This window comes from Mesorhizobium sp. M0563, from assembly GCF_040321065.1.
In the GTDB taxonomy this organism is placed as follows: Bacteria; Pseudomonadota; Alphaproteobacteria; order Rhizobiales; family Rhizobiaceae; genus Mesorhizobium.
Map to the genome: position 1 here is coordinate 172380 of NZ_JAMYQV010000001.1, position 22396 is coordinate 194775.

A 22396-nucleotide genomic window follows, 5' to 3' on the forward strand; every position below is an offset into this window, starting at 1 on the left:
GCATGACCCAGGCGTTGAATGACCTCTCGACCTATCTTGGCGAGAAGCTGACCGGCCGGATCGGCGAAGCGGTGCTCGCCTATGGCGAACTCACTATCTCGGTCGAGCCGCGCGACCTGATCGAGGTGGTGACCTTCCTGCGCGACGACCCGAAATGCCAGTTCATTTCGATCATCGACGTTTGCGGCGCAGATTATCCGTCGCGGGCAAAGCGCTTCGACGTGGTCTATCACCTGCTGTCGCCGAGGCAGAATATCCGCATCCGCATCAAGGTCCAGGCCGACGAAGAGACGCTGGTGCCGTCGATCACCGGCATATATCCCGGCGCGGACTGGTTCGAGCGCGAGACCTACGACCTCTATGGCGTGCTGTTTTCGGGCCATCCCGATCTGCGCCGGATCCTGACCGACTACGGCTTCGAGGGCCATCCGCTGCGCAAGGACTTTCCGCTGACCGGCTTCGTCGAGGTGCGCTACGACGACGAAGCCAAGCGCGTCATCTACGAGCCGGTCGAGCTCAAGCAGGAATTCCGCAATTTCGATTTTCTGTCTCCGTGGGAAGGTACGGATTACGTGCTTCCGGGAGATGAGAAGGCAAAGCAGTAAATGGCTGAAACCTCCGTTCGCAACTTCAATATCAATTTCGGCCCGCAACACCCTGCTGCGCATGGCGTTTTGCGCCTTGTGCTGGAGCTTGACGGAGAAGTCGTCGATCGCGTCGATCCGCATATCGGGCTTTTGCATCGCGGCACGGAAAAGCTGATCGAGCACAAGACTTATCTGCAGGCCGTGCCCTATCTCGACCGGCTCGACTATTGCGCGCCGATGAACCAGGAGCATGCCTTTGCGCTCGCCGCCGAGCGGCTGCTCGGTATCGAGGTGCCGAAGCGCGGGCAGCTTATTCGAGTTCTCTACTCCGAGATCGGCCGCATTATGTCGCACATCCTCAATGTGACGACGCAGGCGATGGATGTCGGCGCGCTGACGCCGCCGCTCTGGGGTTTTGTCGAGCGCGAAAAGCTGATGGTGTTCTATGAGCGCGCCTCGGGCTCGCGCATGCACGCGGCCTATTTCCGGCCGGGCGGCGTCCACCAGGACCTGCCGCAGAAGCTGATCGAGGACATCGGCAAGTGGATCGACCCGTTCCTGAAGTCGGTCGACGACCTCGACGCGCTTTTGACCGGCAACCGCATCTTCAAGCAGCGCAATGTCGACATCGCTACCGTCTCCCTGGCCGACGCTTGGGCCTGGGGCTTTTCCGGCGTCATGGTGCGCGGCTCGGGTGCGCCGTGGGATCTGCGCAAATCGCAGCCCTACGAATGCTATGCCGAGCTGGACTTCGACATTCCGATCGGCAAGAACGGCGACTGCTTCGACCGTTATCTGGTGCGTATGGAAGAGATGCGGCAGTCGGCGAAAATCATGCGCCAGTGCGTCGACCTGTTGCTCGGTAAGGAGGGCAGCGGGCCGGTGTCTAACCTCGACGGCAAGGTGGTGCCGCCGAAGCGCGCGGCGATGAAGCGCTCGATGGAAGCGCTGATCCATCACTTCAAGCTCTACACCGAAGGCTACCGCGTTCCGGCCGGCGAGGTCTATGCCGCGGTCGAGGCGCCGAAGGGCGAGTTCGGTGTCTATCTCGTCTCCGACGGCACCAACAAGCCCTACCGCTGCAAGCTGCGCGCCCCCGGCTTTGCGCATCTGCAAGCGATGGACTTTTTGTGCCGCGGCCACATGTTGGCCGACGTCACCGCCGTTCTCGGCTCCCTCGACATCGTGTTTGGTGAGGTCGATCGGTGAATCGCATTCTGAGCCTCATGTTAATCGTCATTGCTGTCGCAATGCACCCTGCATATGCAATCGAGTGCGGAGCGTCTATCGATGCTTCCGATCTTGTGAAGCAGCACTTCAAGCTGAGCTACGTCACGCTTGGCATGCAAGAAAGTGCGACAGCAGAATCCGCCGATGTCGATGCTTTCTATTTCAAGAGAGATACATGCGAGTGTAGCGTCGCAGCGCCGGATGGCGCGAGTTTCTCTAAGGCGGAGGTATCGGCAGCCGCTTCCGGCAAAACAGGGTTCGCGCGGCTTGTTGCTCGCTTGGCTGGTAAATCCGGCGTTTGCCCGCCTGTCATGACAAATTCGCCGACTTTCCAATGTTTCGACGGTACGGCGAAACTTTGTAAGGAGGCCGCAGCAAGATGACGAACCTATACGTCTTTGGTGAGGTCGATCGCTAAATGTCAGTCCGCCGTCTCGCAGAAGCCAGCCTCCAGCCAGCCTCCTTCGCCTTCAACCGGGCGAATGCGGCAGCGGCGAAGCAGTGGATCAAGCAATATCCGAAGGGGCGCGAGCAATCCGCGATCATCCCCTTGCTGATGCTGGCGCAGGAGCAGGAAGGCTGGGTGACCAAGGCGGCGATCGAGACGATCTCCGACATGCTCGGCATGCCCTATATTCGCGGGCTAGAAGTCGCCACCTTCTATACGCAATACCAGCTCAATCCGGTCGGCACCCGCGCGCATGTCCAGGTCTGCGGCACCACGCCCTGCATGCTGCGCGGCTCGGAATCGCTGATGGATGTGTGCCGCTCGAAGATCCATCACGACCAGTTCCACACCAACGACAAGGGCACGCTGTCGTGGGAGGAGGTCGAATGCCTCGGCGCCTGCGTCAACGCACCGATGGTTATGGTCTTCAAGGACACATACGAGGATTTGACGCCGGAGCGGCTTGCCGAGATCATCGACCTCTATGACGCCGGCAAGGGTGCTTCGGTGACGCCAGGACCGCAAAACGGCCGCGTCACCTCAGAGCCGGCCAGTGGCCTGACGACCCTCAAGAGTGAAAAGGCGATCCTGAAGGCGACCCGCGACCGGGAAACCAGGGCGGCGACCAAGGCCGCCAAGGAAGCGGCGCCGGCGGCTGCCGCCGCAGCACCCGCGGCGCCGGCCCCGCCAGCCGCTTCTGCCGCGCCGGCGCCGGTTGCGCCCTCGAATGCCAGCAAGCCGAAGACCGACGCTGTCGAGACCAGTCCGGCGCTGAAATCGCCATCGGCGACAAAAGTCGCGCCCGCGGCGGAAAAGGCGGCGAGCGTTGCAGCGCCGCTGCATTCGGCCGCCAATGCCAACAAGGCCGAGCCGCAGGTCGAGGACGTCTCGAAACAGCGCAAAGGCCCCAAGAACAAGGCCGAGCCGGCGTCTGCTTTCAAAGCGCCGGAGGCCAAGGTTAAACCGGCGAAGACTGCCGCCAAGGCGGCCACGCCGTCGCCCGGAAACAAAAGCCGGCCGACCGGCAAGAAGCCGGTCTGAGGAACGAGCAATGCTTCAGGACAGAGACCGCATCTTCAACAATATCTACGGCCGCTTCGACAAGTCGCTGGCCGGCGCCATGGCGCGCGGTGCCTGGGACAACACGCCCGGCATCATCGCCAAGGGGCGCGAGTGGATCGTCAATGAGATGAAGGCCAGCGGCCTGCGCGGACGTGGCGGCGCGGGCTTCCCGACCGGGCTGAAATGGTCGTTCATGCCCAAGCAAAGCGACGGCCGGCCGAGCTATCTCGTCGTCAATGCCGACGAGTCCGAGCCCGGCACCTGCAAGGACCGCGACATACTGCGCCACGACCCGCACACGCTGGTCGAAGGCTGCCTGCTTGCGGGCTTCGCCATGGGCGCGGTCGCCGCCTACATCTATGTGCGCGGCGAGTTCATCCGCGAGCGCGAGGCGCTGCAACGCGCCATCGACGAGGCCTATGCGGCCAAGCTGATCGGCAAGAACAACACCTCCGGCTATGATTTCGACATCTACATGCATCATGGCGCCGGCGCCTATATCTGCGGCGAGGAAACGGCGCTGCTCGAAAGCCTCGAGGGCAAGAAGGGCCAGCCACGGCTTAAGCCGCCATTTCCGGCCAATGTCGGCCTCTATGGCTGCCCGACGACGGTCAACAATGTCGAGTCCATCGCTGTCGCGCCGACCATCCTGCGCCGCGGTGCCGCCTGGTTCTCGTCCTTCGGCCGGCCCAACAATGTCGGCACCAAGCTGTTCTGCATCTCCGGCCACGTCAACAATCCGTGCACCGTCGAAGAGGCGATGTCGATCCCGTTCCGCGAGCTGATCGAGACGCATTGCGGCGGCATTCGTGGCGGCTGGGATAATCTGCTGGCGGTCATTCCGGGCGGAGCGTCGGTGCCGCTGGTGCCGGCCGAGCAGATCATCGACGCGCCGATGGATTTCGACGCGCTGCGCGACCTGAAATCGGGCCTCGGCACGGCAGCTGTCATCGTCATGGACAAATCGACCGATATCGTGAAAGCGATCGCGCGGCTTTCCTATTTCTACAAGCACGAAAGCTGCGGCCAGTGCACGCCCTGCCGTGAGGGCACCGGCTGGATGTGGCGGGTGATGGAACGGCTGGTGCGCGGCGAGGCGCAGAAGCGCGAGATCGACATGCTGCTCGATGTGACCAAGCAGGTCGAGGGCCACACGATCTGTGCGCTTGGCGACGCGGCGGCATGGCCGATCCAGGGCCTGATGCGACATTTCCGCGGCGAGGTGGAGCGGCGCATCGACGAGTTTTCGCGCAACGCACACCGCGCCGAACCGGTGCTGGCGGCGGCAGAATAGAAGAATTCAAAAATGCGGGCGAATGTCCGAGACGAGGAAACGAGCGCGGGGCAGACGGAAACGACCAGGAGACCACCTATGTCGCTGTTTTCGACACCCGACGATTTTACGCCCGATATGGACCCGTTGTTGAAGATGAACCAGGATCTGACCAGGATGATGCCGAAGGAGATGGCCAATGCCGTCAATCTCCTGGCGCATCCTGTCGCGAGTGCGGCGGCGATGGCGGCACTCGGCATCGGTCTTGCCAACCACGCCTTTGGCATCTGGATGGGCGTGCTTTCGGGCGCGGCCGAAACTTCGCAGCGGCTTTGGCAGCCGGTCGCCGAGGATTTCGAAGCCAGGACGGAACGCTTTTCCGCGACCGGCAAAAGCTCCTCGACAAAGGCGCGCGCAGCGACCAAAACCCTGATTGCCGAGGCGCAGTCCTTCGCCAATGACGTGACCGACATTGCGACGAGCACCGCGGCGCGGAGCTTGGCGAATGCGAGCACCGTTGCAGCGGATGCCTCGGCCGGGCTGATGCCGGAAGATTTCAAGCAGCCCAAAGCGATGGACCGGCCAGCTGAGCCGGCCGACCTCAAGGCGATATCGGGCATCGGGCCGAAACTGGAAAAGGTGCTGAACGGCCTTGGCATCTGGACATACGCCCAGATCGCCGCGTGGACGCCGCAAGAGATCGCCTGGGTCGAAGATTACCTGTCGTTGAAGGGCCGCATCGGCCGTGACGGCTGGATCGGTCAGGCGGCCGCGTTGGCCGGGGTCAAAAAGTGAATTCAATATCGTGCGCGGTCTCGGCTGCGTCCGGAAGGAAAGATTGCGGAACGTCCGCAGGGGTTTGAGGCGAAATGGCAAAGCTCAAGGTCGACGGGAAAGAGATCACTGTACCCGACCATTACACGCTGCTGCAGGCGGCCGAGGACGCCGGCGCGGAAGTTCCGCGCTTTTGCTTCCACGAGCGGCTGTCGATCGCCGGCAATTGCCGCATGTGCCTGATCGAGGTCAAGGGCGGGCCGCCCAAGCCGCAGGCGTCTTGCGCCATGGGCGTGCGCGACCTGCGCCCCGGCCCGAACGGCGAGCCGCCGGAAATCTTCACCAACACGCCGATGGTCAAGAAGGCGCGCGAAGGCGTGATGGAATTCCTGCTGATCAACCATCCGCTGGATTGCCCGATCTGCGATCAGGGCGGCGAGTGCGACCTGCAGGACCAGGCGATGGCGTTCGGCGTCGATTCCTCGCGCTACCACGAGAACAAGCGGGCGGTCGAAGACAAGTATATCGGGCCGCTGGTCAAGACGATCATGAACCGCTGCATCCATTGCACGCGCTGCGTCCGCTTCACCACCGAGATTGCCGGCATATCGGAACTCGGTCTGATCGGCCGCGGCGAGGATGCCGAGATCACCACCTATCTCGAAAGCGCGATGACTTCGGAACTGCAGGGCAATGTCATCGACCTTTGCCCGGTCGGTGCGCTGACTTCCAAACCCTACGCCTTCCAGGCACGGCCGTGGGAACTGACCAAGACCGAATCCATCGACGTCATGGACGCCGTCGGCTCGGCGATCCGCGTCGATAGCCGAGGCCGCGAAGTGATGCGCATCCTGCCGCGTACCAACGAGGCGGTGAACGAGGAATGGATTTCCGACAAGACCCGCTTCATTTGGGACGGCTTGCGCACGCAGCGCCTCGACCGGCCCTATGTGCGCAAGGACGGCAGACTGGCCCCCGCAAGCTGGGCCGAGGCTTTTGCCGCGATCAAGGAAGCGGTGTCGAATGCCGCACCCGAAAAGATCGGTGCCATTGCCGGCGATCTTGCCGCCGTCGAGGAGATCTACGCGCTGAAGCTTCTGATGGCTTCGCTTGGCTCGAAGAACACCGACTGCCGCCAGGACGGTGCCGCACTCGATCCGTCGCTCGGCCGGGCGAGCTATGTCTTCAACCCGACCATCGAAGGCATCGAACAGGCCGATGCGGTGCTGATCATCGGCGCCAATCCGCGCTTCGAGGCGTCCTTGCTCAACGCCCGCATCCGCAAGCGCTGGCGGGCCGGCAATCTGCCGGTCGGCGTCATCGGCGATGTCGGCGATACGCGCTATGATTACGAGCAACTCGGCGCCGGGCCGGAATCGCTGAAGGATCTTGCCGATGGCAACGGCAAATTCTTTCAACTGCTGAAGAAGGCGACGCATCCGCTGATCATCGTCGGCCAGGGTGCGCTGGCGCGTCCGGACGGCGCGGCCGTGCTCGGCCAGGCGGCGAAGCTCGCCGTCGCCGTCAACGCCGCAAGGGCCGACTGGAACGGCTTTGCCGTACTGCACACCGCGGCGGCGCGGGTCGGCGGCCTCGATGTCGGCTTTGTGCCGGGCGAGGGCGGCAGGAACGTCGCCGGCATGCTGGGCGAGACCGATGTGCTGTTCCTGCTCGGCGCCGACGAAATCGACATGGCCAAGACCGGCGGCGCTTTCGTCGTCTATATCGGCACGCATGGCGACAAGGGCGCGCATCGCGCCAACGTCATCCTGCCGGGTGCCGCCTATACCGAGAAGTCGGGCACCTTCGTCAACACCGAAGGCCGCGTGCAGCAGACCAACCGGGCCGGCTTCGCGCCCGGCGAGGCGCGCGAGGACTGGGCGATCCTTCGGGCACTGTCGGATGTGCTCGGCAAGAAGCTGCCGTTCGATTCGCTGCCGCAATTGCGCGCTAGGCTCTATGCGGAATACCCGCATCTTGCCCGCATCGACCATGTCGCGGCCGGCGACCCGGCCGACATCGCCAGGGTGGCCAAGCTCGGCGGGCGGCTGAACAAGGGCACCTTCACCTCGCCGGTCAAGGATTTCTACCTGACCAACCCGATCGCGCGGGCTTCCGCGGTGATGGCCGAGTGCTCGGCTTTGGCGAAGAACGGCTTCAGGCAGGCGGCGGAGTAGACATGGACACCTTCTTCTCCTTCTACGTGCTGCCGGCGCTGCTGATCCTTTTGAAGTCGGTCGTGCTGATCGTCGTTCTGTTGATCTTCGTCGCCTATGTGCTTTACGCCGACCGCAAGATCTGGGCGGCGGTGCAATTGCGCCGCGGACCGAACGTCGTCGGCCCATGGGGCACGCTGCAGGCCTTCGCTGACCTTTTGAAATTCGTCTTCAAGGAGCCGGTGATTCCGTCCGGCGCCAACAAGGGCGTTTTCCTGCTGGCGCCGCTGGTGTCGGCGGTGCTTGCGATCTCAGCCTGGGCGGTGATCCCGGTCAATGAGGGCTGGGCCATCGCCAACGTCAATGTCGGCATCCTCTACGTCTTCGCCATCTCCTCGCTCGAGGTCTATGGCGTGATCATGGGCGGCTGGGCGTCCAATTCGAAATACCCGTTCCTCGGTGCGCTGCGCTCGGCGGCGCAGATGGTGTCCTACGAAGTCTCCATCGGTTTCGTCATCGTCACCGTGCTGCTTTGCGTCGGCTCGCTCAACCTGACCGATATCGTTTTGTCGCAGCAGGATGGGCTGGGCACGAGGATCGGCCTGCCCAATACCTTCCTCGACTGGCATTGGCTGTCCCTGTTTCCGATGTTCATCGTCTTCTTCATCTCGGCGCTGGCGGAAACCAACCGTCCGCCCTTCGACCTCGTGGAAGCCGAATCGGAACTCGTCGCCGGCCATATGGTCGAATATTCCTCGACGCCGTTCCTGTTGTTCTTCCTGGGCGAATATGTCGCCGTCGTCCTGATGTGCGCACTGGCCACCATCCTGTTCCTTGGCGGCTGGCTGCCGCCCTTCAATTTCGCGCCGTTCACCTGGGTGCCGGGGCTGATCTGGTTCGTGCTCAAGGTCTGCCTGGTGTTCTTCATGTTCTCGATGGTGAAGGCGTTCGTGCCGCGCTATCGCTACGACCAGCTGATGCGGCTCGGCTGGAAGGTCTTCCTGCCGATCTCGCTGTTCATGGTGGTCGCCACCGCCGCCTTCCTCAAGATCACGGGGTTTGCCTGATGTCAGCATTGTCCCAGGCCGCCAAGTCACTGCTATTGCAGGATTTCGTCAGTGCTTTCTTCCTGTCGATGCGCCAGTTCTTCGCGCCGAAGGAGACGATCAATTATCCGCATGAGAAGGGGCCGGTCAGCCCGCGCTTCCGTGGCGAACATGCGCTGCGCCGCTATCCGAACGGCGAGGAACGTTGCATCGCCTGCAAATTGTGCGAGGCGATCTGCCCGGCGCAGGCCATTACCATCGAAGCCGGCCCGCGCCGCAATGACGGCACGCGGCGCACCGTGCGCTACGACATCGACATGGTGAAATGCATTTATTGCGGCTTCTGCCAGGAAGCCTGCCCGGTCGACGCTATCGTCGAGGGGCCGAATTTCGAATTCGCGACGGAGACGCGCGAGGAGCTTTATTACGACAAGGACAGGCTTCTGGCCAATGGCGACCGCTGGGAGCGTGAACTTGCGCGCAACATCTCGCTGGATGCGCCTTACCGCTGATATTTGACGCATGGACGGGGCGAGGGGCCTCGTTTAAGGAACACGCAACTTGCCGGCCGGAGGCGGTGGCAAAAAACAGGACGAATGTCCTGTTCGGACAGGAAACCCGGGGGAACCCATGCTGAGTGGACTAGAGGCGGCCTTTTTCTACCTCTTCGCCTTTGTCGCGGTGGCGTCGGCGTTCATGGTCATTTCGGCGCGCAATCCTGTGCATTCGGTGCTGTTCCTGATCCTGACCTTCTTCAACGCCGCCGGCCTGTTCATGCTGACCGGCGCCGAGTTCCTGGCGATGATCCTGCTCGTCGTCTATGTCGGCGCGGTTATGGTGCTGTTCCTGTTCGTCGTGATGATGCTCGACGTCGATTTCGCCGAGATGAAGGAAGGCGCCCTGCAATACGCGCCGATCGGCGCGCTGGTCGGCCTGATCCTGGCAGCGGAGTTGATCATCGTGCTCGGCGGCTACACATTTGCGCCGAAACTGGCGGCGACGGTTTCGAAGCCCATCCCGGACCTGGCCGCGCGCTCCAACACGGCGGCGCTCGGCGACATCCTCTATACGGATTACCTCTATTACTTCCAGGTGGCGGGGCTGGTGCTGCTGGTCGCCATGATCGGCGCCATCGTGCTGACGCTGCGCCACAAGCCGGGCGTCAAGCGGCAGTCGATCGCCGCCCAGGTCGGCCGCACGCCGGTAACCGGAGTGGAAATCCGCAAGGTCAAGACGGGCGAAGGAGTCTGAGATGGTCGTCGGCATCGCGCACTACCTGACCGTATCGGCGATCCTGTTCACGCTCGGCGTGTTCGGCATCTTCCTGAACCGTAGGAACGTCATCGTCATCCTGATGTCGATCGAGCTGATCCTGCTTGCGGTCAACATCAATTTCGTCGCCTTTTCGGCGGCGCTCGGCGATCTGGTCGGCCAGGTGTTCGCACTGTTCGTGCTGACCGTCGCGGCGGCCGAGGCGGCGATCGGCCTTGCCATTCTCGTCGTCTTCTTCCGCAACCGCGGCTCGATCGCGGTTGAAGACGTGAACATGATGAAGGGTTGACGGAACCACCATGTATCAGGCCATCGTCTTCCTTCCGCTGCTCGGCTTCCTGATCGTCGGCCTGTTCGGCACCTCGCTCGGCGCCAAGGCTTCCGAATACATCACCTCCGGCTTCCTGGTGATCGCGGCTGTGCTGTCGTGGGTCGCCTTCTTCTCGGTCGGCTTCGGCGGCGGCGAGGTGTTCACCGTGCCGGTGATGCGCTGGATCCAGTCGGGAGGCCTCGAAGCGTCGTGGGCGCTGCGGATCGACACGCTGACCGTAGTGATGCTGGTCGTCGTCAATACGGTGTCGGCGCTGGTCCACATCTATTCGATCGGCTACATGCATCACGACCCGGACCGGCCGCGCTTCTTCGCCTATCTGTCGCTGTTCACCTTCGCCATGCTGATGCTGGTGACGGCCGACAACCTCGTGCAGATGTTCTTCGGCTGGGAAGGCGTCGGTCTGGCCTCCTATCTGCTGATCGGCTTCTGGTACAAGAAGCCGTCGGCCAATGCGGCTGCGATCAAGGCCTTCGTCGTCAACCGCGTCGGCGATTTCGGCTTCGCGCTCGGCATATTCGGCGTGTTCGTGCTGTTCGGCTCGGTCAATCTCGGCACTATCTTCGCCAATGCAGCGACCTTCATTCCGGCCGAAGGCGCGCAGCAGGGTCCGGCCGTACTGACCTTCCTCGGCTATGCGCTTGACAAGCAGGCTGCGATGACGGTCGTCTGCCTGCTCCTGTTCATGGGCGCAATGGGCAAGTCGGCGCAGGTGCCGCTGCACACCTGGCTGCCTGATGCTATGGAAGGCCCGACGCCGGTCTCGGCACTGATCCATGCCGCCACCATGGTGACGGCAGGCGTGTTCATGCTGGCGCGGCTGTCGCCACTGTTCGAGCTGTCGCATTCGGCGCTGACCGTGGTCACCTTCATCGGCGCCTTCACCGCCTTCTTCGCGGCGACAGTCGGTCTCGTCCAGAACGATATCAAGCGCGTCATCGCCTATTCGACGTGCTCACAGCTCGGCTACATGTTCGTGGCGCTCGGCGTCGGCGCCTATGGCGCGGCGATCTTCCATCTGTTCACGCACGCCTTCTTCAAGGCGCTACTGTTCCTCGGCTCGGGTTCGGTCATCCACGCCGTCTCCGACGAGCAGGACATGCGCAAGATGGGCGGCCTGAGGACGCTCATCCCGACGACCTACTGGATGATGGTGATCGGCACGTTGGCGCTGACCGGCGTCGGCATCCCGGTGACGATCATCGGCACGGCCGGTTTCTTCTCCAAGGACGCCATCATCGAAGCCGCTTTTGCCAGCCACAATGCGGTCGCCGGGTTTGCCTTCATATTGCTGGTCATTGCCGCCTGCTTCACCTCCTTCTATTCCTGGCGGCTGATCTTCATGACCTTCCATGGCGAGCCGCGGGCCAGCCATGAGGTGATGCACCATGTCCATGAATCGCCGCCGGTCATGCTGGTGCCGCTGTTCATTCTGGCGGCAGGCGCCCTGTTCGCCGGCGTGATCTTCCACGGCGCCTTCATCGGCGAGGGCTATGCCGAATTCTGGAAGGCGTCGCTGTTCACGCTGCCTGACAACCACATCCTGCACGAGATCCACGAACTGCCGCTTTGGGTCGAGCTGGCGCCGTTCATCGCCATGCTGATCGGCTTTGCGATTGCCTGGCAGTTCTATATTCGCGCGCCGGCAATGCCTCGGAGCGTCGCCGCCAACCATCGCCTGCTCTACGCCTTCCTGCTCAACAAATGGTATTTCGACGAGCTCTACGACTTCCTGTTCGTGCGGCCGGCAAAGCGCCTCGGCAGCTTCCTGTGGAAGACCGGCGACGGCACTATCATCGACGGGCTCGGGCCGGACGGCATCTCGGCGCGCGTCGTCGACGTCACCAACCGCGTCGTCAAGCTGCAGACCGGCTATCTCTACCACTATGCCTTCGCCATGCTGATCGGCGTTGCCGCACTCGTCACCTGGATGATGCTCTGATGACCGCCTGGCCGATCCTATCGCTGGTCACCTTCCTGCCGCTGGTTGGTGTGCTGCTCATCCTTTTCGTGCGCGACGACAGCGACAATGCGCGCCGCAACATCCGCGCCATTGCGCTGTTCACGACCGCCTTCACCTTCGTGGTTTCGCTGTTCATCTGGACCGGCTTCGACAATTCGCAGCCCGGCTTCCAGTTCGTCGAGAAGATTGCCTGGCTGGATTCCGGCATCTCCTACCATATGGGCGTAGACGGCATCTCCATGCTGTTCGTCATCCTGACCACCTTCCTGATGCCGCTCTGCATCCTCGCCTCGTGGGAATCGATCGAGAAGCGCGTCAAGGCCTATATGATCGCCTTCCTGCTGCTCGAGACGCTGATGATCGGCGTGTTCTGCGCGCTCGACATCGTCTTGTTCTACGTCTTCTTCGAAGCCGGCCTGATCCCGATGTTCATTATCATCGGCGTGTGGGGCGGCAAGCGGCGCGTCTATGCCTCGTTCAAGTTCTTCCTCTATACGCTGGCCGGCTCGGTGCTGATGCTGCTCGCCATCATGGCGATGTTCTTCCAGTCCGGCACCACCGACATCCCGACGCTTCTGACCCACAACTTCCCGGCCAATATGCAGACCTGGCTATGGCTTGCCTTCTTCGCTTCCTTTGCGGTGAAGATGCCGATGTGGCCGGTGCATACCTGGCTGCCGGACGCCCATGTCGAAGCGCCGACCGCCGGCTCGGTGATCCTGGCCGCCATCCTGCTCAAGATGGGCGGATATGGCTTCCTGCGTTTTTCGCTGCCGATGTTTCCGATCGCCTCCGAAATGTTCGCGCCGCTGATCTTCACGCTCTCCGTCATCGCCATCATCTACACCTCGCTGGTGGCGCTGATGCAGGAGGACATGAAGAAGCTGATCGCCTATTCGTCGGTCGCCCACATGGGCTTCGTTACCATGGGCATCTTCGCGATGAACCAGGAAGGCGTCCAGGGTTCGATCTTCCAGATGCTTTCGCACGGCCTGGTCTCAGGCGCGCTGTTCCTCTGCGTCGGCGTCGTCTACGACCGCATGCACACGCGTGACATCGACGCCTATGGCGGGTTGGTCAACAACATGCCGAAATATGCAACCGTGTTCATGATCTTCACCATGGCCAATGTCGGCCTGCCCGGCACCAGCGGCTTCGTCGGCGAGTTCCTGACCATGCTCGGCGTGTTCCGGGTCAACACCTGGGTGGCGTTCTTCGCCGCCACCGGCGTCATCCTGTCGGCGGCCTATGCGCTCTGGCTCTACCGCAAGGTGATCTTCGGCGCATTGACCAAGGAAAGCCTGAAAGGCCTGCTGGACCTGTCGACACGCGAGAAGGTGATCATCTATCCGCTGGTCGCGCTGGTCATCTTCTTCGGCGTCTATCCGGCGCCGATCTTCGACGCGACGGCCGAATCGGTCAAGGCGCTCGTCACCAATGTCACTGCATCCATCGGCGCCGCGCAGACCGCGGCGGCGAACTGACTGGGGTTTTGCGAACCATGACGCCGGACCTTCTCTCCAGCCTGTCGCTCTCGACGCCAGAGCTGATCCTCGCCATCGGCGCCTTGGCGCTGTTGATGCTCGGCGCCTATTCGCGCGCCAACACCACCGTCACAGTGAGCGGCCTTGCCGTCGCCGTGCTGGTGATCGCTGGCGCCTGGCTGATCTTTTCCCCGGGGCAGGGCAACGCCTATGGCGAAGCCTTCATCCAGGATCCGTTCGCCCGCTTCATGAAGGTGTTGGCGCTAATCGGCTCGGCGGTGACGCTGGTCATGTCGGTCCGCTTTGCCCAGGCGGAGCATTTCGACAAGTTCGAATATCCGGTGCTGATCCTGCTCTGCACGCTCGGCATGATGCTGATGATCTCGGCCAACGGCATGATCGGGCTCTATCTCGGCCTCGAGCTGCAGTCGCTGGCGATCTACGTGCTGGCGGCGATCAACCGCGACAGTCTGCGTTCGACCGAGGCCGGCCTGAAGTATTTCGTCCTTGGCGCGCTGTCGTCGGGCATGCTGCTTTACGGCATCTCGCTGGTCTACGGCTACACCGGCAATACCGGCTTCCAGGAGATCGCCGCGGCGCTGAGCGGCGGCGAGCGCCAGCTCGGCCTCGTCTTCGGCCTGGTTTTCGTGCTGGCCGGCCTTGCCTTCAAGATCTCGGCGGTGCCGTTCCATATGTGGACGCCCGACGTCTATGAAGGTGCGCCGACGCCGGTGACGGCTTTTCTGGCGGCGGCACCCAAAATGGCGGCGATGGCGCTGATGGTGCGCGTCACCATGGGCGCCTTCAAGCCGATCGCCGCCGACTGGCAGCAGATCATCGTCTTCATCTCGATCGCGTCGATGGCGCTCGGCGCCTTTGCGGCGATCGGCCAGACCAACATCAAGCGGCTGATGGCCTATTCCTCCATCGGCCATATGGGCTATGCGCTGGTCGGCCTTGCCGCCAACAGCCAGGACGGCGTGCGCGGCGTCGCCATCTACATGCTGATCTACCTGGTGATGACGCTCGGCACCTTCGCCTTCATCCTCGCCATGCGGCGCAAGGAGGGCAATGTCGAGCAGATCAGCGATCTCGCCGGCCTGTCGGCGACCAACCCGATCATGGCGACGATCCTCACCATCCTGATGTTCTCGCTGGCCGGTATCCCGCCGCTCGCCGGCTTCTGGGGAAAATGGTACGTGTTCCTTGCCGCCATCAATGCCAATCTCTACGCGCTGGCGATCATCGGCGTGCTGGCCTCGGTGGTGGGCGCCTATTATTATCTGCGCATCATCAAGATCATGTGGTTCGACGAACCGGTCGGCGGCTTCGTTCCGATGGCGACCGAACTGCGCGTCGTGCTCGGCGTCTGCGGCGCCTTCGTGCTGTTCTATGTGCTGATCGGCGGCCCGATCGGAACCTATGCCGCTGCCGCAGCCAAGACCTTCTTCTGACGGAATGACATTCAGGCTGGCTCCAACCGCGGCTTCGGAAGGGTTCCGGCTCGAGGCGCACGACACGGTCGGCTCCACCAATGCGCTGGCGCTGGAGCACGCGCGGGCCGGCGATCCGGGCAAGCTCTGGGTCGTCTCAAAAAAGCAGGAAGCCGGGCGTGGCCGCCGTGGCCGCGCCTGGGCGACGCCCGAAGGCAATCTGGCAGCGACGCTGCTGGTGATCACCAACACCGAGCTTCGGCTTGCCGCGACGCTCGGCTTCGTTGCCGGACTGGCGCTGGCCGACGCGCTCGACGCTGTCGTGCCGAAGGGCAGGATCGCGATCGGCCTCGATGGTGCGAGCCAAGGCAAGAACCGTTTCGAGCTGAAATGGCCGAACGATGTGCTTGCCTCGGGCGCCAAGCTCGCCGGCATCCTACTGGAATCGGCGATGCTGGAGGGGGGCCGTTCCGCAGTGGCTGTCGGCATCGGCGTCAATGTGGTGGCTTATCCCAGGGATTTGCCCTATCCAGCGACGTCGCTCAACGCGCTGGGGTCTGCTTGCGATGCCGAGACGCTGTTTCTGGCGCTGTCGGATGCATGGAGCGAGAATGCTCGGCTGTGGAACGAAGGGCGTGGGCTTGCCGCCGTCAGGCAGCGGTGGCTGGCGCGTGCGGCGGGGCTTGGCGGGCAGGTTGCTGTCAGAATTGACGGTAATGTGGTGCGCGGCACCTTCGAGACCATTGACGAGGACTGCCGTTTCGTGATCCGCGACGATGAAGGTTCGGTTCTGACGATCGCCGCCGGCGACGTGCATTTCGGCGCGGTTGCCTCGGCCGGCGGTTGACTGGCCAATACGTTTGACTGGCCTGTATTTGACCAGCTTGAATTTGACCGGCCCAAGAGTTTGACGGGCAAGGAAGGAAAGATCATGGCGAAAGCGGAAAACGCCGAACTTGTCTTCGTGCCGCTCGGCGGTGTCGGTGAGATCGGCATGAACTTCGCCCTCTACGGCTATGGCCCGGCCAATGCGCGCGAATGGATCGTCGTCGATGTCGGCGTCACCTTTCCCGATGCAACCCTGCCCGGCGTCGACCTGGTGCTGCCCGACACGCGCTTCATCGAGGAGAATGTCGCCAATCTGCGCGGGATCGTCATCACCCATGCGCATGAGGACCACTACGGTGCGCTGCACGACATCTGGCCGAAGCTCAAGGCGCCGGTGTGGATGACGCCGTTCAGCGCCGGCCTGCTGGAAGCCAAGCGGCAGGGCGAGCAAGGGGCGCCGAAAATTCCGGTGACGATCTACCGGGCCGGCGAGAAATTCACCGTCGGTCCGTTCGAGATCGAGGCCATCCCCGTCGCGCACTCCATTCCCGAGCCGATGTCGCTGGCGATCACCACTCCGGCCGGCGTCGTCATCCATACCGGCGACTGGAAGATCGATCCGGCGCCGACGGTGGGGCCGATGACCGACGAGTCACGCTTCCGCGCCTATGGCGACAAGGGCGTGCTGGCGCTGATCTGCGATTCCACCAATGCGTTGCGGGAAGGGGAATCGCCGTCCGAAGTGGCGGTGGGCGAGGGCATCAAGAGCGTCATCCAGAACGCCAAGGGCCGTGTCGCCGTCACCAGCTTCTCCTCCAATGTCGGGCGCATCGTCTCCATCGCCAAGGCAGCGCGGGATGCCGGCCGCCAGTGCCTGGTGCTTGGCCGCTCGATGAAGCGCGTCATCGATGTGGCTGATGAACTCGGCTATATGGACGGCTTGCCGGAATTCATCGCCGAGGAAGATTACGGCTTCATCCCGCGCGAAAACCTCGTCATCATCTGTACCGGCAGCCAGGGCGAGCCGCTTGCCGCACTCGCCAAGCTGTCGCGCGACGAGATGAAGTCGGTGGCGCTGACTGCCGGCGACACGGTGGTGTTTTCCTCGCGCACCATTCCCGGCAATGAGAAGGCGATCCTCGAGATCAAGAACCGCCTGATCGATCTCGGCATCAAGATCATTGAGGACGGCGATGCGCTGGTGCATGTCTCCGGTCATCCGCGCCGCAGCGAATTGCGCAAGATGTATGAATGGGTGCGGCCGCAGATCGGCGTTCCCGTGCATGGCGAGGCGGCGCATCTGGTGGCGCAGGGCTCGCTGATGTCGACGTCCGGCATCGGCCAGGTGGCGCAGGTGCGCGATGGCGACATGCTCAGGCTCTATCCGGGTGCGGCTGCGATCATCGACCAGGTGCCGTTCGGCCGCATCTACAAGGACGGAAGGCTGGTCGGCACCGACCAGGCGATGGGCATTCGCGACCGGCGCAAGCTGTCCTTCGCCGGCCACGTCGCCGTCAATGTCGTGCTCGACGACAAATACGAACTCGCCGGCGATCCCGATCTCGTCGCCATCGGCGTCGCCGAGGCCGATGGCAGCGGCGAGAGCCTGGAAGACCTGATGATCGATGCGGCAATCGGCGCCGTGGACTCCATCCCCCGCCAGCGCCGAAAAGACCTCGACCTGGTCCAGGAGGCGGTGCGGCGCGCGGTGCGCGGCGCGGCCAACGAAGCCTGGGGCAAGAAGCCGCTGGTGACGGTGTTCGTCACGCGGTAAGGGAATAGGGGAGTAGGGCAGTACGGCAGTAGGGGAGAAAGTAGTTTTCCCTACTCCCATACTGCCCTATTGCCTTACTGCCCTAAGGACGCAGTCAATGCTCGGACGCCTCAACCATGTCGCGCTTGCCGTGCCGGATCTGGCTGCGGCGGCGGCGGCCTATCGGGATACGCTTGGCGCCCGCGTGACCGCGCCGCAGGCGCTGCCGGAGCATGGCGTGACGGTGGTGTTCGTCGACGTCGGCAATACCAGGATCGAGTTGCTGGAGCCGCTCGGCGAAGGCTCGCCGATCGCGGCATTCCTCGAGAAGAATCCGTCCGGCGGCATGCACCATGTCTGCTACGAGGTTGACGACATTGTTGCGGCGCGCGACCGTCTCAAGGCCAGCGGCGCGCGCGTGCTGGGCGATGGCAATCCGAAGACCGGCGCGCATGGCAAACCTGTATTGTTTCTGCACCCCAAGGACTTTTTCGGCACGCTGGTCGAACTGGAGCAAGCATGAGCTGGGTCTCTTTCATCGCCCTGTTCTTCGCCACATGGTGGGTGGTGTTGTTCGCCGTCCTGCCGTTCAGCATGCGGACGCAGGACGAGGACCAGGATGTGACGCTGGGTACGGTTCCGAGCGCGCCGCGCGGACCGCATATGGTGCGCGCCGCACTGCGCACGACGATCGCCACACTGGTCCTGATGGGCATCTTCTACGGCATCACGAGAGGGCTTGGTCTCGGCATCGACGACATCCCGCACATCGTGCCGGATTTCAACCAGAGCCCAGCGCATTAGCCGGCTACCCAATGCCTGCTATCCAAGACCTATGCCGACGCCCTGAAATCAAGCTCAGCCAGCAAGGTCAACCCAAGTAAAGGCCGTGGGCCGGATTTGGGCTGACGCAACGTCATGTAGTTTGGCAATCTGTCTTGCTAACCAAATGATTGCACAAAAAAAATGCAAGGCGCGAGGCCTTGCAATTTAAACGCGTCCGATCTGTTTCCGGTGTCCGGCGGCAGCGAGTTACCGCGCCTAGATCGCATCCTCCCAAGACTTTGACCGCGTAGGAGGGCAGATTTTTCTCCGCCCTCTCGGTTATCGGGGCACACTAGCCTAAGGCGGGTGAAAATGTCACGAAGAATTTTGCCCGGAAACAGGCAATCTCGTGCTGCAGTGCACAATAGTACGGCAGGCGTTGCTTGCGAAACGCCCAGCAAGCCGTGTGCGGCAATTGCGGCGTCTGTGCAGCGCCTGGGCCGGGTTTCCATTCCGCCATGAAATGGCTATGAAGCCGGGGCAAGCAAGCCTGCGCTGCGCCGATTCCGGCGCCGCCATCCTCTCTCACGGACCAGTTCATGCGTTTGTCGCGCTATTTCCTGCCCATCCTCAAAGAAAATCCGCGCGAGGCCGAGATCGTCTCGCATCGGCTGATGCTGCGCGCCGGCATGATCCGCCAGCAGGGGCAAGGCAGCTTCTCCTGGCTGCCGCTCGGCAAGCGGGTACTGGACAAGGTCTGCCGGATCATTCGCGAGGAGCAGAATCGCGCCGGCGCGCTCGAAATCCTGATGCCGACCATCCAATCGGCCGAGCTGTGGCGCGAAAGCGGCCGCTACGAAGACTACGGCAAGGAGATGCTGCGCATCAAGGACCGGCAAGATCGCGACATGCTCTACGGCCCGACCAACGAGGAGATGGTCACCGAGATCTTCCGCTCCTACGTCAAGTCCTACAAGGACCTGCCGCTCAACCTCTATCATATCCAGTGGAAGTTTCGCGACGAGGTGCGCCCGCGCTTTGGCGTCATGCGTTCGCGCGAATTCCTAATGAAGGACGCCTATTCCTTCGACCTCGATTATGAAGGCGCCAAGGCCGCTTATAACCGTATGTTCGTGTCCTATCTCAGGACGTTCACGCGCATGGGGCTGCAGGCGATCCCGATGCGCGCCGACACCGGGCCGATCGGCGGCGACCTCAGCCATGAGTTCATCATCCTGGCCGACACCGGCGAGAGCCAGGTGTTTTGCCATCGCGACTATCTCTCGCTTGATGTACCAGGGGCGAATACCGACTTTTCGAATGACGCCGAGATTGCCGAGATCGTCAAGACATGGACGACGCCCTATGCCGCCACCGACGAAATGCATGACGAGGCGGCATGGGAAAAGCTCTCCGAAGCCGACAAGGTCTCGGCGCGCGGCATCGAGGTTGGCCATATCTTCCATTTCGGCGACAAATATTCCAAGCCGATGGGCGCCAAGGTGACCGGGCCGGACGGCAAGGATCATTTCGTCTCTGGCGGTTCCTACGGCATCGGTCCGTCGCGGCTGGTCGCGGCGACTATCGAGGCCAGCCATGACGATAACGGCATCATCTGGCCGGAAGCGGTGGCGCCGTTCGACATCGGCCTGATCAACATGAAGGCTGGCGATGCCGAATGCGACCGCGTCTGCGGTGAGATGCATGCCGCCTTTGCCGCCGCCGGCAAGGAGGTGCTCTACGATGACACCGACCAGCGGCCGGGAGGCAAGTTCGCTACCGCCGACCTGATCGGACTTCCGTGGCAGGTGATCGTGGGGCCGCGCGGCGTCGCAGCCGGCGAGGTCGAGATCAAGAACCGCAGGACCGGCGAGCGCGAGACGCTGCCGATCGGCGACGTGAAAAAGCGTTTCGGTGCCGCCGCATGAACGAAGCGGCAGCAGCCAAACCTTCGGGGGCAGGACCCTTTTCCGGCTTTGAGCGTATGGTTGCGTGGCGCTATCTGCGCTCGCGCCGCAAGGAGACGGTGATCTCGGTCATCGCCTCGATCTCCTTCCTCGGCATCATGCTGGGCGTTGCCACGCTGATCGTCGTCATGGCGGTCATGAACGGCTTTCGCGCCGAACTGCTGACGCGCATCCTCGGCGTCAACGGGCACCTGATCGTGCAGCCGCTCGACATGCCGCTGGAGGACTATGCCCAGGTCGCCGGCCGCATCAACGGCGTGCCCGGCGTCAAATACGCCATTCCGCTGATCGACGGGCAGGTGCTGGCGCAAGGCAATGTCGGCGGCGGCACCGGCGCGCTGGTGCGCGGCATACGCGGCGAGGACCTCGGCAAGATCACCATCGTCGCCAACAACATCAAGGAGGGCTCGATCGTCGGCTTCGACACCGGCGAGGGCGTCGCCATCGGCAGCCGCATGGCCGAGAATCTCGGCCTTGTGCTTGGCGATACGATCACGCTGATCTCGCCCGAGGGCGACGTCACGCCGCTCGGCACGACGCCGCGCATGAAGGGCTATCCGGTCACCGCGATCTTCGAGGTCGGCATGTCGGAATATGACAGCTCCATCGTTTACATGCCGTTCTCGGAAGCGCAGCTTTATTTCAACATGGACGGCCGGGCGCAGACGATCGAGATCTACACCGACAATCCCGACAATATCGACGCGCTGAAGCCGAAGGTCGAAGAGGCGGCGCAGCGGCCGATCAGCCTTGTCGATTGGCGGCAACGCAACAAGACGTTCTTCGACGCGCTGCAGGTCGAGCGCAACGTCATGTTCATGATCCTGACGCTGATCGTGCTGGTGGCGGCGCTCAACATCATTTCGGGCCTGATCATGCTGGTGAAGGACAAGGGCCACGACATCGCCATCCTGCGCACCATGGGAGCGACGCGCGGCGCGATCCTGCGCATCTTCCTGATGACAGGCGCTGCGATCGGCGTTGTCGGCACCATCGCCGGCGTGCTGCTCGGTATCTTGATCTGCCTCAACGTCGAGCGCATCCGCCAGTTCTTCTCCTGGCTGGCCGACGAGCGGCTGTTCAATCCCGAGCTTTATTTCCTAAGCCAGCTGCCGGCCCGCATGGATGCCAGCGAGACGATCTCGGTCGTTCTCATGGCTTTGGCGCTGTCGTTCCTGGCGACACTGTTTCCGGCGTGGCGGGCGGCCAGGCTCGATCCGGTCGAAGCGCTGAGGTACGAATGATGGCCGAGGCCATTATCGAGCTGAAGAGCGTCGAACGGCACTATGTGCAGGGGCCGCGCAAGCTGACCATCCTGAACGGCGCCGATTTTTCGCTTAAGCGTGGCGAGATGGTGGCGCTGGTGGCGCCGTCGGGCACCGGCAAGTCGACGCTGCTCCACACCGCCGGGCTGCTGGAACGGCCGGACGCCGGCGACGTGATCCTGGCGGGGCGCGCCTGCGGCCGGCTTTCCGACGACGAGCGCACGGCGATCCGCCGCAACGATGTCGGCTTCGTCTACCAGTTCCATCATTTGCTGCCTGAATTCTCGGCGCTGGAAAACATCATGATGCCGCAGCTGATAAAAGGGCTGGCGCGCAAGGAGGCGGCCGAGCGGGCGGCGCAATTGCTCGACTACATGCAGATCGGCAAGCGGGCGCAGCATCGCCCTTCCGAGCTCTCCGGCGGCGAGCAGCAGCGCGTCGCCATTGCGCGCGCCGTCGCCAACGCACCGCTGGTGCTTTTGGCCGACGAGCCGACCGGCAACCTCGACCCGGTGACTGCTTCCTATGTGTTCGAGGCGCTGGCAGCGCTGGTCCGGCAATCCGGCCTGGCGGCGCTGATCGCCACCCATAATCACGAGCTTGCCTCGCGCATGGATCGCCGCGTGACGCTTGCCGACGGCAAGGTCGTCCCGCTTTAGGGTGTGCTAAGACCGAGGTGATGCCGGCCTGCGAACTGGCGTGCGCCGTCCGGCTATTTTTCGTGCGCGCTCTCGGCCCGAAACCGTCGGCAATCTGCCT

21 protein-coding genes are annotated in these 22396 nt (G+C 62.9%); all 21 read left to right on the plus strand.

Going from position 1 to position 22396, the window contains the following annotated elements:
- Positions 1 to 2: 2 nt before the first annotated feature.
- The 21 genes from NKI50_RS00825 to NKI50_RS00925 all read left to right on the plus strand — a co-directional run bounded on the left by NKI50_RS00825 (position 3) and on the right by NKI50_RS00925 (position 22296).
- The gene (locus NKI50_RS00825) at positions 3 to 605 is read left to right on the plus strand and encodes an NADH-quinone oxidoreductase subunit C (RefSeq protein WP_023720748.1); all 603 of its coding nucleotides are present in this window, start codon (positions 3 to 5) and stop codon (positions 603 to 605) included.
- A complete protein-coding gene (locus tag NKI50_RS00830) occupies positions 606 to 1796 on the plus strand; it encodes an NADH-quinone oxidoreductase subunit D (RefSeq protein WP_023720747.1) in 1191 nt (396 codons plus the stop codon).
- Positions 1793 to 2200, plus strand: a complete 408-nt coding sequence (locus NKI50_RS00835; protein WP_352483044.1) for a hypothetical protein — start codon at positions 1793 to 1795, stop codon at positions 2198 to 2200. The genes NKI50_RS00830 and NKI50_RS00835 overlap by 4 nt, the downstream gene beginning before the upstream one ends.
- A gap of 35 nt (positions 2201 to 2235) precedes the next feature.
- Positions 2236 to 3306, plus strand: a complete 1071-nt coding sequence (gene nuoE, locus NKI50_RS00840) for an NADH-quinone oxidoreductase subunit NuoE (RefSeq protein ID WP_352496386.1) — start codon at positions 2236 to 2238, stop codon at positions 3304 to 3306.
- A 10-nt stretch (positions 3307 to 3316) separates the two neighbouring features.
- Positions 3317 to 4621 carry an NADH-quinone oxidoreductase subunit NuoF gene (gene nuoF / locus NKI50_RS00845; RefSeq protein WP_352483047.1) on the plus strand — a complete coding sequence of 435 codons (1305 nt, stop codon included), beginning with the start codon at positions 3317 to 3319 and terminating at the stop codon, positions 4619 to 4621.
- 78 nt (positions 4622 to 4699) lie between these two features.
- A complete protein-coding gene (locus NKI50_RS00850; protein WP_352483048.1) occupies positions 4700 to 5395 on the plus strand; it encodes a helix-hairpin-helix domain-containing protein in 696 nt (231 codons plus the stop codon).
- Between the two features lie 74 nt (positions 5396 to 5469).
- The gene (gene nuoG / locus NKI50_RS00855; RefSeq protein ID WP_352483050.1) at positions 5470 to 7551 is read left to right on the plus strand and encodes an NADH-quinone oxidoreductase subunit NuoG; all 2082 of its coding nucleotides are present in this window, start codon (positions 5470 to 5472) and stop codon (positions 7549 to 7551) included.
- Between the two features lie 2 nt (positions 7552 to 7553).
- Entirely contained in the window at positions 7554 to 8597 is a 1044-nt protein-coding gene (gene nuoH, locus NKI50_RS00860; protein ID WP_352483051.1) for an NADH-quinone oxidoreductase subunit NuoH, read from the plus strand.
- A complete protein-coding gene (nuoI, locus tag NKI50_RS00865; protein ID WP_023676622.1) occupies positions 8597 to 9088 on the plus strand; it encodes an NADH-quinone oxidoreductase subunit NuoI in 492 nt (163 codons plus the stop codon). The genes nuoH and nuoI overlap by 1 nt, the downstream gene beginning before the upstream one ends.
- Positions 9089 to 9206: 118 nt before the next feature.
- Positions 9207 to 9827, plus strand: a complete 621-nt coding sequence (locus tag NKI50_RS00870) for an NADH-quinone oxidoreductase subunit J (protein WP_352483053.1) — start codon at positions 9207 to 9209, stop codon at positions 9825 to 9827.
- Position 9828: 1 nt separating this feature from the next.
- Positions 9829 to 10137: an NADH-quinone oxidoreductase subunit NuoK gene (gene nuoK, locus NKI50_RS00875; RefSeq protein WP_023676620.1), complete on the plus strand. Its 309-nt coding sequence runs from the start codon at positions 9829 to 9831 to the stop codon at positions 10135 to 10137.
- A gap of 10 nt (positions 10138 to 10147) precedes the next feature.
- Positions 10148 to 12121 (plus strand): NADH-quinone oxidoreductase subunit L, encoded by a 1974-nt coding sequence (nuoL, locus tag NKI50_RS00880; protein WP_352639623.1) that lies wholly within the window; start codon positions 10148 to 10150, stop codon positions 12119 to 12121.
- Positions 12121 to 13626, plus strand: a complete 1506-nt coding sequence (locus NKI50_RS00885; protein WP_352715083.1) for an NADH-quinone oxidoreductase subunit M — start codon at positions 12121 to 12123, stop codon at positions 13624 to 13626. The genes nuoL and NKI50_RS00885 overlap by 1 nt, the downstream gene beginning before the upstream one ends.
- A gap of 17 nt (positions 13627 to 13643) precedes the next feature.
- Positions 13644 to 15080: an NADH-quinone oxidoreductase subunit NuoN gene (gene nuoN / locus NKI50_RS00890; RefSeq protein ID WP_023720737.1), complete on the plus strand. Its 1437-nt coding sequence runs from the start codon at positions 13644 to 13646 to the stop codon at positions 15078 to 15080.
- A 4-nt stretch (positions 15081 to 15084) separates the two neighbouring features.
- Positions 15085 to 15906, plus strand: coding sequence for a biotin--[acetyl-CoA-carboxylase] ligase (locus NKI50_RS00895; RefSeq protein ID WP_023720736.1), 822 nt, complete (start codon positions 15085 to 15087; stop codon positions 15904 to 15906).
- Between the two features lie 84 nt (positions 15907 to 15990).
- Positions 15991 to 17661 (plus strand): ribonuclease J, encoded by a 1671-nt coding sequence (locus NKI50_RS00900; protein WP_023720735.1) that lies wholly within the window; start codon positions 15991 to 15993, stop codon positions 17659 to 17661.
- Between the two features lie 97 nt (positions 17662 to 17758).
- A complete protein-coding gene (gene mce, locus NKI50_RS00905) occupies positions 17759 to 18163 on the plus strand; it encodes a methylmalonyl-CoA epimerase (RefSeq protein ID WP_352483057.1) in 405 nt (134 codons plus the stop codon).
- Positions 18160 to 18444 (plus strand): DUF1467 family protein, encoded by a 285-nt coding sequence (locus NKI50_RS00910; RefSeq protein WP_023720733.1) that lies wholly within the window; start codon positions 18160 to 18162, stop codon positions 18442 to 18444. Before mce ends, NKI50_RS00910 begins: the two co-directional genes overlap by 4 nt.
- 560 nt (positions 18445 to 19004) lie before the next feature.
- A complete protein-coding gene (proS, locus tag NKI50_RS00915) occupies positions 19005 to 20333 on the plus strand; it encodes a proline--tRNA ligase (protein WP_352639618.1) in 1329 nt (442 codons plus the stop codon).
- The gene (locus NKI50_RS00920; RefSeq protein ID WP_352483059.1) at positions 20330 to 21616 is read left to right on the plus strand and encodes a lipoprotein-releasing ABC transporter permease subunit; all 1287 of its coding nucleotides are present in this window, start codon (positions 20330 to 20332) and stop codon (positions 21614 to 21616) included. The genes proS and NKI50_RS00920 overlap by 4 nt, the downstream gene beginning before the upstream one ends.
- Entirely contained in the window at positions 21613 to 22296 is a 684-nt protein-coding gene (locus tag NKI50_RS00925; protein ID WP_023720730.1) for an ABC transporter ATP-binding protein, read from the plus strand. The genes NKI50_RS00920 and NKI50_RS00925 overlap by 4 nt, the downstream gene beginning before the upstream one ends.
- The last annotated feature ends 100 nt before the right edge of the window (positions 22297 to 22396 follow it).